The organism is Corynebacterium diphtheriae (assembly GCF_001457455.1).
GTDB classification, from domain to species: domain Bacteria; phylum Actinomycetota; class Actinomycetes; order Mycobacteriales; family Mycobacteriaceae; genus Corynebacterium; species Corynebacterium diphtheriae.
The window spans coordinates 2290005-2302819 of the sequence record NZ_LN831026.1 but is presented as its reverse complement, the minus strand read 5'-3'; the positions used below and the strand labels follow the sequence as shown (position 1 = coordinate 2302819).

Genomic DNA, 12815 nt, shown 5'->3' with positions numbered 1-12815 from the left:
CATGGCAGGCATGTTCCAAGATCTTTTGTACCTCAACCTAATTGGTGCTGTGCGCGCGATCACGGCTGCCCAGGGCATCAAGATCCGTATTTCGGGCGAGGAGAATGTTCCAGAGTCTGGCGGCGCTGTTGTGGTGGTTAACCACACGGGGTACTTGGACTTTATTTATGCGGGATATCCGTTTAGGAAGTTCCGTAGGTATGTCCGCTACATGGCTAAAGGGGATGTGTTTAAGCATCCGGTTGCTGGTCCGCTGTTGCGGGAGATGCGTCATATTCCTGTGGATCGCATCGACGGCACCGCGGCTTTTGACCAGGCGGTGGACATGCTCAAAAAGGGGGAATTGGTGGGCATTTTCCCCGAGGCGACGATTTCGCGCAGCTTTGAGATTAAGACGTTGCGCCCAGGGGCAGTGCGTATGGCGCAGGCGGCAGGGGTTCCGATCATCATGGTGATGGTGGTGGGGTCGCAGCGGGTGTGGACGAAGGGGCAAAAGAAGAACCTGATTCATCCTGGTTCGCCGATCCATATGAAGGTGTTCCCAGCGTGGTACCCCGAGGGTGATGTGAATGAGGCGACGCAGGAGTTGCGTCGTCGGATGATCACGGGACTTGAGGAGGTGTGGTCTGATTATCAGGCGGAGGAGCCGATTACTCCTGGTGCGTTGTGGGCGCCGGCGCGGTTGGGCGGCGGTGCGCCGACTTTCGACGAAGCCCAGGCGGAAGACGATAAGGTGGAGCAGGAGCGTCGCCGTGTGCGCGTGCTCACGGAGGAGATCGCGCAGCTGACGGAGCGGATTAAGCAGGCCACGAAGGCGGGCGCGAGTGCTGTCGACGCTGCTCGACACCGTGTGGAAGACGTGTTGCATGGGGAGGTGCCCGCGAAGGCGGATGCGGGTAAGGCGTTGTCGGTGTTGAAGGACACTGTCGACGAGTTCGTTGAGGAGGTTGTCTCTAGCGCGAAGGAAGGTAAAGACCGTGTGATGGATGCCGGTGAGCAGCTGCGTCGTAGTGTTGCTGATCTGTATGGGCAGGCGGTGACTGCTAGTCAGGTTAATCCTGTGGTGGTGCAGGCGACGGCCCAGGTCAGCATGTTGTTGGATCGGTTGCCGCAGCGTAAGGACGCACCAAAGACTGAGTTGCCACGCGTGTTGGTGCTCAGCGTCGATGGTGCGGTGGCTGCGTATCCTGAGGTCACGCTGTCGCCGTCGGTGTTGTCTCAGGTGACGGCGTTATCTCAGCAGAACACGGTGGTGCTGACCACGATCAGTGGCATGGATCGGGTGGTGGCGCTTGCCCGTCAGGTGGCACAGGAGTCGGGTGCGGATGTCTGTGTCAGTGCTAGCGCTGGTGCGGTGGCCGCCACGGTGAGTGATACGGATGTCTCTGTGTTGCATGAGTGTGTGGTTTCCGATGAGCTTCGCGCTGCCGTGCAAGAGTGTGTGGATAGCTTGGGCCTTGGTGTGGAATGGAAAGGCGCTTACCATGGTGTTGTTTCTGGATTGGGGGCTGATCCAGGCCTGTGGCAGGAATTATCGCAGGTAGTGCGGGTTGTTCCGTTGCCTGGGGAGCCGGATCGTTGTGTGATTGTTTCGCCTGAGGCTTCTGTTGAGGCGGCTGTGCAGGCGTGTGTGGGGGATGTCTGGGATGAGGTGCTGGTGTGTGCTGCTGATGCGTCGGAGGCAGGCGCGTTGGCGCGTGCGGGGCATCGTGTTGCGGTGGTCTCGGCGCCGGTGGTGGTGTTGCGGGAGGCTGCGCAGTGGTGCGATCGTCCGGACAAAGACGGGATAATTAATTTCTTAGACAAGCACTTTATTACCCCTGAAAGTGTGTAAATCGCGGGGGTTAGCGGGCTGTGTGGCGTATGTCGCGCAGCCCGTTTTTGCCGCCACCACCACTGGTTATATCACCTGCTACCAGTTGTTATTATCTCCGAAACTAAAAAACTTGCTCTAGGGGTCTAGTCTGCCTAACTTACGGTTCAGTAGGGTTGGGGCAAACCTCGGACGCAAAGAAGGAGTGTGGCAACTATGACCACGAAATCCCATTGCACATTCAACCCCGACTACTACCAGGACGTCTGGCAGCGCTTCGGTGAAGAAGAATACGACGTTGTCGTCATCGGTGGCGGCTCCGTCGGCGCAGGCGCAGGCCTCGACGCAGCAATCCGCGGCCTCAAAGTGGCCGTCGTAGAGTCCCGAGACTTCGCAGCCGGCACCTCCTCACGATCATCAAAAATGTTCCACGGTGGCCTGCGATATCTCGCCATGCTGGACTTCAAGCTGGTGGCCGAATCCCTCCACGAACGCGAACTCAACATGTCGACGCTCGCACCGCACCTGGTCAAGCCGCTGAAATTCCTCTTCCCCCTCACACACCACGTGTGGGAACGGGTGATGATGTTCGGCGGCTTTACTCTTTACGACCTCATGGGCGGCGCAAAATCAGTCCCCATGCAAAAGCACTACTCCCGCAAGGGAACACTCGCCATGGCCCCAGGACTAAAAGACGACGCTGTGGTCGGATCCGTCCGCTACTTTGACACGCTTGTCGACGACGCCCGCCACACCATGACAGTCCTACGCACCGCCGGCGAACTCGGCGCAGATGTTCGCCCCTCCACCCAAGTAGTCGGCTTTGAAAAAGACGGCCAACGCGTGGTCGGCGCCATCCTCCAAGACACCGACACCGGCGAACAAACCACCATCCGCGGCAAGGTATTCATCAACGCCACCGGCGTATGGAACGACCACATTGAAAAGCTCGCCGGCGGCAACGGCCCCTTCTCGGTCCACGCCTCCAAGGGTGTACACATCGTGGTACCAAAGAACGTCTTTGATGCCGACGCAGCCATGTGCTTTGTCACCGAAAAGTCCGTGCTCTTCGTGATCCCATGGGGTGAATACTGGATCATCGGCACCACCGACACCGACTGGGACCTCAACCGCGCAGACCCCGCACCAACTGCCGCCGACATCAACTACATCCTCGACGAGGTCAACCAGCGAGTCCGCCGGCCCATCCAACACTCCGACATCGTCGGCGTCTACTCCGGACTCCGCCCACTGCTCTCCGGCAAATCCGACACCACCACCAAGCTGTCGCGCAACCACGCCGTAGCAAAGGTCATGCCTGGACTCGTCTCCGTCGCCGGTGGTAAGTACACCACCTACCGCGTGATCGGCAAGGACGCAGTCGACCTCGCCGCCGAAGACTTGGACTTCCGCGTACCAGCTTCCGAATCGGAACGCACCCCGATCCTCGGTGCCGACGGCTACCACGCCCTACAAAACCAAGCACCACGCATCGCCCGCACCTTCGGCACCACAGAGGACGTCGTCGAGCACCTGCTCGGCCGCTACGGCTCCCTCGTCCATGAGGTCCTAGAACCGAGCGTCGATAAGCCTGAGCTGCTCGAACCCATCCCAGGCGCGCCGGGCTACATCAAAGCAGAGGCCGTCTACGCCGTCACCCACGAGGGTGCCCTGCACGTCGAGGACATCGTGGAACGTCGCCTACGTGCCGGCATCGAATACGCCGACCGTGGCGTTGCCGCAGCTCCCGCCATCGCCGAGCTCGTTGCCGACTACCTTGGCTGGGACGCTGAGCGCACCGCCGCCGAGGTCACCGCGTTCACCGACCGCGTGTCCGCTGAAATCGCCGCCGAGAAGGAACTCACCGATAAGGCCGCCAACGAGCACATCGTGGCAGGCTCCGCGGTGCGCAGCTATGTGGATGTGTCAGGTGATAACTGATGACCGCCCTACAAGCATTCGGCTGGGAGTTTTTGGGCACAGCCCTCCTGCTGCTCCTCGGTAACGGCGTTTGCGCCGTCAACAGCCTGCGCACCTCCACAGGCAAAGGAACTGGCTGGGTGCTTATCGCTTTCGGCTGGGGCATGGCGGTATTCGTCGGTGCCTCAGTGGCAAGCCCCAGCGGCGGCCACCTCAACCCAGCGGTCACCATCGCGCTGGCGATCAAAGGCAGCACACCATGGAACCTGGTAGGCGGCTATGTTCTCGGGCAGTTCCTCGGAGCCATGTTTGGTGCGATCCTGTGCTGGCTGACATTCAAGCAGCTTTTCGACGCCAACAACACCGACGAAAATGGAAACGTCACGGGAGCTAACCGCACCACCGGCGGTATCTTCTTCACCGGCCCCGCCCACAATCAGAACGGGTGGAACATGGTCACCGAGTTCATCGGCACCTGTGTACTGCTGCTGTTCATCTTCTTCGGCCCCACCGGCGGCGACCTAGGCCCCATGACCTATTTCGCAGTCGCCTTTGTGATCGTTGCCATAGGCTTGTCACTAGGCACACCGACCGGCTACGCCATCAACCCTGTGCGTGACCTCGGCCCCCGCCTGATGTACGCCTTCGTGCTGCCCATTAAAGACAAAGGATCCGCGAACTGGGGCTATGCCTGGGTTCCGATCGTCGGCCCCATGATCGCCGCAGTCTTCTGCGGAGTGCTGGCCACTGTAGTGCTGTAGTGAAAGGGAACCACACCAATGAATCAACCACAGTATGTTGCTGCGATTGACCAAGGAACGACGTCGACACGCTGCATCATTTTCGACCACAACGGCCAACAAGTAGGCGTTGGCCAGTACGAACACGAACAAATCTTCCCCCAAAAAGGCTGGGTAGAGCACAACCCAATGGAAATCTGGGCCAACACGCGCCAAGCCGTTGGGACAGCACTCGCCGAAAGCGACGTCTCCCGTGAAGACATCGTGGCCGTAGGCATAACCAACCAGCGTGAAACCACGGTGGTCTGGAACAAAACTACTGGTGAGCCCATATATAACGCCATTGTGTGGCAGGACACCCGCACTAACTCCATCTGCTCGGAGTTAGCCCAAGGCGACCCTGCCCGATGGCAGAAACGTACCGGTTTGCTCATCAACTCATACCCCGCGGGTCCCCGACTCAAGTGGATATTGGACAACGTCGAGGGTGCTCGCGAACTAGCAGAAAACGGCGATTTGCTCTTCGGAACCATTGACACGTGGTTGCTGTGGAACCTGACCGGCGGTGCCGAGGGCGACAACGGCCAGCCCGCCGTTCACGCCACCGACGTAACCAACGCCTCCCGCACCCTGCTCATGGACCTCGAATCCCTGCAATGGGATGAGGAACTATGTGCCGCGTTGGATATCCCAATGCAAGTGTTGCCAGAGATTCGTCCTTCAGTTGGTAACTTCGGCCAAGTACGTGCTCGTGGATCACTAGCTGGTGTTCCGATCCGCGCGATCCTCGGTGACCAGCAAGCCGCAATGTTCGGGCAGGCATGCTTCCGGCCAGGTGATGCCAAATGTACATACGGCACGGGGTTGTTCCTTCTGGAGAACACAGGCAAAACCCCGAAGCATTCCGAAAACGGTTTGCTCACCACCGTGTGTTTCCAGCTCGAAGGCGAAAAACCGGTCTATGCCCTCGAAGGATCCGTTGCCATGGGGGGCTCGCTCGTCCAATGGCTACGCGACAACCTTCAAATCATCCCGAACTCGCCCGCCATCGAAAACCTCGCACGCGAAGTACCCGACAACGGTGGCGTGTACATCGTCCCCGCATTCTCCGGACTATTCGCACCACGCTGGCGCCCCGACGCCCGCGGGGTCATCGTGGGCCTGACCCGCTTTGCCAACCGCAAGCACCTCGCCCGCGCAGTACTCGAGGCCACCGCCTACCAAGTGCGCGAAGTGATCGATGCCATGGTCGCGGATTCCGGAGTAGAACTCACCGAAATGCGTGTCGACGGCGGCATGGTCATGAACGAACTGCTCATGCAATTCCAAGCCGACGTCCTACGATCCGACGTCACGCGCCCCAAGAACATCGAAACCACAGCTACCGGCGTAGCCTACGCAGCCGGGCTCGGCGTGGGCTACTGGGACAGTCTCGACGTACTCCGCAACATGAACGAAGTGGACAAAACCTGGCACGCCAAGATGGACGCCGACAAGATCGACGAGCTCCTTGCCGAATGGAACAAAGCAGTCGAACGCACCTATAACTGGGAAAACTAACTGCCTCCACCTGAAATAACAGCAAACCCGACGAACTATCCAGCTCGTCGGGTTTGTTTTGTGGGTTGGGATTTTGAAGGTGTATTGACATATCCGATTAGTTCGTTGATAAGCGGAGCAATTCATTGAGACGTCTAGTCGAGGTGCTAAATCTGAGCGTTGTGTCGATTGCGAAATTTGATTGCTATGATTTCTAGATCGTTTGCTGTGTGTAGCACTAAAGCCTGTAATTTTGGGAGCAAAATTATAGTCGGTCGTTTCCTTCCATTGCAATAGACCCACAATCCTTTTTCAAATGCTGTGATGACAGCTTGGTAGCTTTGCTTTTTGGAATGCTGAAGTGCGAACGGTATTCGTTACTCGCAGAGAGCTGATATGTTCTTTTATATCTGCATGAATGTGTATTTACAGGGGACAGGCAAATCTTGCTTGAAGATAATTAATATGTCTGAGACTTGTCTATACCGAGTCGTTTCACGGTGATGTGCATCGAATTGCAAGTAAATGTCAATACGAATAGTGACTGATGTTTTCTTATCCGCACTCTTAGCATGAGACAACATAGTCAGAGGTGGTAAGCACCCGTGATCAATAAAAATCGAGTTATTTCTGTTCTCTAGCTTAGAGAACATATCGGTAAACAAAACAAAACCGCAAGATCTACTCCTAAAATGATAATTAGGTAGATAATAAAACGAAGTAGCCGCGACAGAGCAACAAGAAGAGACAGCATGGCCGACAATTTTTCATTTCTGGAACTACCGTTTCCTTCCCTAGCAAACCTTGGGCAGCTAGCTGAAAAGTATCGGGAATCTGATCCAAATTCTTCGATCATGAAGATGGGCATGCTGGGCGAGAACATCGTCTCGATGATGATGAAATTCGATCATGTCCAAGAGCCTTATGAAAACACGGCTGTAAAGAGAATCGATGCATTGAGCCGCGAGGGACTCCTGCCCAAAGATGTTCAGGATATTCTTCATCTTGTCCGTCAAGCTCGAAACAAGGCAGCTCACCAAGGCTGGGGAGATGCGGAAACCGCAACCCAATTTCTCCCTGTAGTTCACTCGCTTGCCGGGTGGTTTGCTCAAACGTATGGCCCGCTTGATTTAGAAATTCCGACTTACTCGACCAAGCAACAACTGTCTGAATCAGCGCCGATCTCTGAAGACAAGACCGCGGAGCTTAAGGAAGCGGATGAAGTAAAGGCTGAACTTGCCGAGCCTATCTCCAAGGATCAGCGCACGAAACGTGCCGTTCAAGCGGCAAATCAACGCCCGAAAACAGAGGCCGAGACTCGTTTGCTGATTGACGAGCAGTTGCGACTCGTCGGGTGGGACGCAGACACAGCCAAGGTCCGTTTTTCAGAGGGGACTCGTCCTGAAAAAGGTAAGAATCTTGCTATCGCCGAATGGCCCACCGATTCATCCGTAGGACGTAATGGCCGCGCTGATTATGCCTTGTTCATCGGCGAAACCCTAGTCGGAATCATTGAGGCGAAGGCCGAGCACTCTGACATACCTTCTGTCCTTGACTACCAGGCTAAGGAATATGCTCGGTGTATTAAGCCCGAACATCTTGAGCTCACTTTTGGCCGGTGGGGTGACTTCAAAGTTCCTTTCCTTTTTGCGACAAACGGCAGGCCATATTTGGCGCAACTGGAAACAAAGTCAGGCGTATGGTTCCAGGATGTACGAGAAAGCCTGAACACTCCGCGGGCTTTGAAAGGTTGGCCAAGTCCCGAAGGCTTGCAAGCACTAGTCGATGAACAGCCCCAGGAAGCTGCAGCAGTACTTTCTGGGTTCAGCGATGAGCTCTTGACTGACCCTCTCGGCCTAAACCTGCGTGAATATCAGGTTTCGGCAATCCATGCAGTGGAAGATGCAATTGCGCTGGGTAAATCAAGTGCTCTGCTGGCAATGGCTACCGGTACTGGTAAGACTCGCACGGTCATTGGCATGATCTATCGATTCCTTAAATCGAAGCGGTTCCGCCGTATCTTATTCCTTGTTGACCGCACTTCCCTTGGCGAGCAAGCTGTGGATTCATTCAAGGATGTGAAGCTCGAAGAATTGATGACCTTGGATGAGCTCTACGACATCAAGGGACTAGAAGACATCAAGCTTGAACCATCCACCAAGGTGCATGTGTCCACGGTTCAAAGCATGGTGAAACGGGTCTTTTATCCTGGCGATGATTTCAAGCCGTCGGTTACTGACTATGACTTGATCATCGTGGATGAGGCCCACCGCGGCTATTTGCTAGACAAGGAAATGTCTGAGGACGAGCTGCTGTACCGGAATCAGTTTGATTATCAGTCTGCCTATCGCAGTCTGATTGACTATTTCGATGCCGCCAAGATCGCACTTACGGCAACCCCAGCGCTGCATACAACAGAAATTTTCGGCCCACCTGTTTTCACTTACACCTACCGCGAGGCCGTAACGGATGGCTGGTTGATCGACCACGATGCACCACACCGCCTCTCCACCAAACTCTCTACTGAAGGCATCACCTTTGGTAAGGGTGAGACACTGCCGCTTTACGACGCCGAAACCGAAGAAATCATTAATAGTGCCGAACTTGCCGATGAGGTCACATTTGACGTTGAGCAGTTCAATCGAAAGGTCGTGACTAGGCCATTCAATGAAGCTGTGCTGGAAGAGATCGCTAAAGATCTCGATCCGAGTCTGCCAGAGGTTTTCGGCAAGACCCTTATCTACGCAGTGGACGATGCCCATGCAGATTTGGTCGTAGACATCCTGAAGAACATCTTTGCCAAGCACGGAGTTGATCCTTCGGCAATTATGAAGATCACCGGCAGTGTTGCTGGTGGGAACAAGAAGAAGATCCTGCACGCGATCAAGCAGTTTAAGAATGAAAGCTTTCCATCACTCGTTGTCACGGTCGATCTGCTGACTACGGGCATTGACGTACCGGCAATCACCACATTGGTGTTCTTGCGACGCGTGAAGTCGCGCATCCTGTTTGAGCAGATGCTGGGCCGAGCTACTCGCCTGTGCCCTGAAATCAAGAAAGACAAGTTCAGCGTTTACGATCCTGTAGGTGTCTACGAGGCGCTCGAGCAGGTCAGTACCATGAAACCTGTATCCGTTAGTCCGACATCTACATTCGGTGATCTGATGGAAGGTTTGGACATTGCCTCTGATGGGGATGGGCTGAAGGCAATTGTGGAACAGGTCGTCGCAAAGCTGCAGCGCCGAAAGCAACGCCTTCGCGATAGCGCAGTGGAGCACATATCCGACCTGACAGGCGGATTGTCATTGGGTGATGTCGCTAAAACGCTGAAGAATTTGGCACCAGATGATGCCAGGGAGTGGATGAAGGACAATGTTGTGTTGTTCGAATTGCTGGACAACATGCCCACTGGGGAGCCTCGTAGGCAAGTTATTTCAGATAAAGAAGACGAGCTGATTTCGCATACTCGCGACTATGGTCTGGCGGAGTCCCCGAGCGACTATTTGGCGGAGTTCACCCAGTTTGTGAAAGAAAACGCGGATGAAATTGCGGCGCTGAAAGTCATCTGCACGAGCCCTTCGGACTTGACCCGAGATCAGTTGAAGTCACTGAAACTCACCTTGGATCGTAAGGGATTCACCGAGCAGAAGCTGTCAAGTGCGTTGTCGCAAACCTCAAATCAGGAAATTGTTGCGGACATCATTACGCTTGTTCGTCGGTTTGCCATTGGTTCACCGCTGATCAGCCATAAAGAGCGTGTGCAACGAGCTGTAAACAGGCTGAAGAAACAGCACTCTTTCTCACGGGTGGAGTTGGGATGGCTGTCCCGTATCGAACAATACCTAGAGAATGAACTGTTATTGACGCGAGAAACTTTCGATGCTGATCCACGTTTCCGCCAAAGTGGTGGCTTCAAGAAGATCGATTTAGCCTTCGGTGGAAACCTCGGTATCGTCATCGAGGAATTCAATCAACACATGTATGAAGATCAAGAAGGCATTGCGTGAAAACTCAAGAGATCGTTGCCAAGCTGTGGAACCTCTGCAACGTATTGCGAGATGACGGAATCACGTACCACCAGTACGTCACGGAGCTCACTTACTTGCTGTTTCTTAAGATGGCAAAGGAAACAGACACGGAAAAGTATCTTCCAGAAGGTTTCCGTTGGGATGACCTGCGCGTCCTCGAGGGGATTGAACTGAAGAAGTTCTACCAGGACATGCTCCGAGAACTTGGTGAGGGGTCCACCTCGCGAGTTCGTGAAATCTACACCGGCGCCCAGACTAACATCGATGAGCCCAAGAATTTGAAGAAGATCATCGACGCAATCAATGATCTCGACTGGTACTCCGCCCGTGAAGAAGGCCTCGGCAATTTATACGAGGGGCTCCTAGAAAAGAACGCAAATGAGAAGAAATCTGGAGCCGGCCAGTACTTCACCCCTCGCGTGCTTATCGACGTCATGGTTCGTCTCATCGATCCTCAACCGGGAGAACGCTGCAACGACCCTGCATGTGGCACGTTTGGCTTCATGATCGCAGCGAGCGAATACGTGCGCCGAAATACTGACAATCACTATTCTCTGGACGGCGATCGAGCCGAATTTCAGGTCAAGGAAGCCTTCACAGGTGTTGAGTTGGTTCATGACACACACCGTCTGGCTCTGATGAATGCGATGCTGCACAATATCGAGGCTCCTATCTACTTGGGCGATACCCTTTCACCACTTGGAAAGGACCTCAATGGCTATGACGTGGTACTCACTAACCCGCCTTTTGGCACCAAGCGCGGCGGCGAGCGTGCTACCCGCGATGACCTCACTTTCCCGACGTCGAACAAGCAGCTGAACTTCCTGCAGCACATTTACCGCAGCCTCAAACGCGGCGGTCGTGCAGCGGTTGTTTTGCCCGATAACGTGCTGTTCTCAGACGGCGATGGGCGCCGGATCCGTGAGGATTTGATGAACAAGTGCAACATGCACACCATCTTGCGCTTGCCCACCGGCATCTTCTACGCCAACGGTGTGAAAACAAATGTATTGTTCTTCGAGCGTGGCATCACCGACAAGGACAACACCAAAGAGGTCTGGTTCTACGATCTACGCACCAACATGCCGTCCTTCGGCAAGCGCACCCCACTTACAAAGGAGCATTTTGCGGGGTTCGCGGCTGCCTACGCCAGCACGGACCGCACAACGCTTGTCGACGACCGTCTCTCCCACTTCACCCGTGCGGAAATCGCAGCCAAGGACGACAGTCTTGACCTTGGCCTGATCAGGGAAGAATCGGTCAGCATCGATTGGGATACCTACGATCCCGCCGAGCAAGCGACACAAGCAGCTGACTTGCTTGAAGCAGCCGTGAACATCCTACGTTCCCTTGCGGACGAGTTGAAGACCAGCGAGGGAAAATAGATGGCACGTAAAGGCACATCGCCCCTCATCACTGACTTTGACAATATCCCTGATGAGGCCCTAGTACCAGTTGAGGAACAGCCGTACCCTATTCCAGAGCATTGGAAGTGGGTGCGGTTGGGAGCTATTTGTGAACTTAATCCCCCCAAACCCACATTTAACCTGCCAAACGAAGCCCCAGTCGCATTCGTTCCAATGGCGGCAGTATCGGACATTTCAGGTTCGATCACCAAAGTACAGAGAAGAAACTACTCGAGTGTTTCCAAAGGATATACTTGCTTTGCCCAGGGTGATGTTTTATTCGCCAAGATCACTCCATGCATGGAAAACGGCAAGTCGGCTATTGTTCCTAATCTAGAATCTGAAGCTGGTTTTGGATCAACTGAGTTTTTTGTACTCAGACCATCGAATCTCCTCAACCCTAAGCTCCTTCATCAATTGTTGCGTCAGGCCAGTTTTCGCCTGGTTGCTAAGCAAGCTATGACTGGCGCAGTCGGCCAACAACGCGTCCCTAAGGCTTTTCTTACTGCCTTGCCAATCCCCCTCCCACCAAAGGATGAGCAACTGCGGATCGTCGAGAAGCTTGATGCACATTTGGCACAAACAAATTCCGCCATTGCTGAAGCTGAGCGATTCTTGGCAGGATTTGAAAGCTACCGAAACAGCCTCATTCAGGCCGGTGTTTCGGGACAGCTGACCGCGCAGTGGCGAGCTCAGAATGGGATTAAGCGGGAGGACTGGGTAACCCATAATCTGCGCGAATTGGGAAAATGGGGTGGCGGCGGAACGCCGCGAAAATCAAATTCAGACTTCTGGGAAAATGGCACAATCCCGTGGGTGACCCCGAAAGATGTAAAGAGTTGGATCCTAAGCGACACTCAAGACCATGTCACCGAAGAGGGCATTAGCGGATCGACTGCAAATCTGTACATTGGACCTGCAATTGCTTTAGTAGTTCGGTCCGGGATTTTGCGAAGGACCCTCCCGACAACCATCGTCGATGGTAGCTTTACTGCCAATCAAGATATGAAAATACTTCACAACATATCTGAAGACTTTGATGTCCGATTCATCCATCATCTGGTTCGATCAGAAGAAGCCAGAATTCGGTCAACGTGTGCGAAATCCGGTACGACTGTTGAGAGTATTGATTTTCAGAAGCTGCTCGAGTTCAAATTGAGGTTTCCTCTAATTACCGAACAAAAGGAAATAGTCCGACTCGTAGATTCTAAGCTCGAGAGCTTGAACCAAGCCGAAACACTTGTCCAGAAGTCGTTGACAACGCTCAATGCTCTCCGGGATTCTTTGGTTTCCGCTGCTCTTTCCGGTCGGCTTACTTAGTGGCGAATTCTGCAGAGAGCCAGATGCCCCTTTTTAAAACTCTCTTGGG

The 12815-nt window shown here is 54.4% G+C and carries 7 protein-coding genes; all 7 read left to right on the top strand.

From position 1 onward, the window contains the following. The first annotated feature begins 1 nt into the window (after position 1). Positions 2-1834 (top strand): lysophospholipid acyltransferase family protein, encoded by a 1833-nt coding sequence (locus tag AT687_RS10875; protein WP_014319519.1) that lies wholly within the window; start codon positions 2-4, stop codon positions 1832-1834. Positions 1835-2029: 195 nt separating this feature from the next. Then, positions 2030-3754, top strand: a complete 1725-nt coding sequence (locus AT687_RS10870; protein ID WP_014308881.1) for a glycerol-3-phosphate dehydrogenase/oxidase — start codon at positions 2030-2032, stop codon at positions 3752-3754. Beyond that, complete coding sequence (locus AT687_RS10865) at positions 3754-4494, top strand: MIP/aquaporin family protein (protein WP_014319518.1); 741 nt, start codon at positions 3754-3756, stop codon at positions 4492-4494. The genes AT687_RS10870 and AT687_RS10865 overlap by 1 nt, the downstream gene beginning before the upstream one ends. Positions 4495-4512: 18 nt before the next feature. Next, a complete protein-coding gene (gene glpK / locus AT687_RS10860; protein WP_010935685.1) occupies positions 4513-6033 on the top strand; it encodes a glycerol kinase GlpK in 1521 nt (506 codons plus the stop codon). 731 nt (positions 6034-6764) lie between these two features. Continuing rightward, complete coding sequence (gene hsdR, locus AT687_RS10850; RefSeq protein WP_014319517.1) at positions 6765-10019, top strand: type I restriction-modification system endonuclease; 3255 nt, start codon at positions 6765-6767, stop codon at positions 10017-10019. After that, entirely contained in the window at positions 10016-11425 is a 1410-nt protein-coding gene (locus AT687_RS10845; RefSeq protein WP_014319516.1) for a type I restriction-modification system subunit M, read from the top strand. Before hsdR ends, AT687_RS10845 begins: the two co-directional genes overlap by 4 nt. After that, positions 11426-12766 (top strand): restriction endonuclease subunit S, encoded by a 1341-nt coding sequence (locus tag AT687_RS12805; RefSeq protein ID WP_014319515.1) that lies wholly within the window; start codon positions 11426-11428, stop codon positions 12764-12766. Positions 12767-12815: the final 49 nt, after the last annotated feature.

Coding starts and splice junctions, on each gene's coding strand:
- AT687_RS10875 (WP_014319519.1), top strand. CDS start 2: ATGGCAGGCATGTTCCAAGATCTTTTGTACCTCAACCTAATTGGTGCT.
- AT687_RS10870 (WP_014308881.1), top strand. CDS start 2,030: ATGACCACGAAATCCCATTGCACATTCAACCCCGACTACTACCAGGAC.
- AT687_RS10865 (WP_014319518.1), top strand. CDS start 3,754: ATGACCGCCCTACAAGCATTCGGCTGGGAGTTTTTGGGCACAGCCCTC.
- glpK (WP_010935685.1), top strand. CDS start 4,513: ATGAATCAACCACAGTATGTTGCTGCGATTGACCAAGGAACGACGTCG.
- hsdR (WP_014319517.1), top strand. CDS start 6,765: ATGGCCGACAATTTTTCATTTCTGGAACTACCGTTTCCTTCCCTAGCA.
- AT687_RS12805 (WP_014319515.1), top strand. CDS start 11,426: ATGGCACGTAAAGGCACATCGCCCCTCATCACTGACTTTGACAATATC.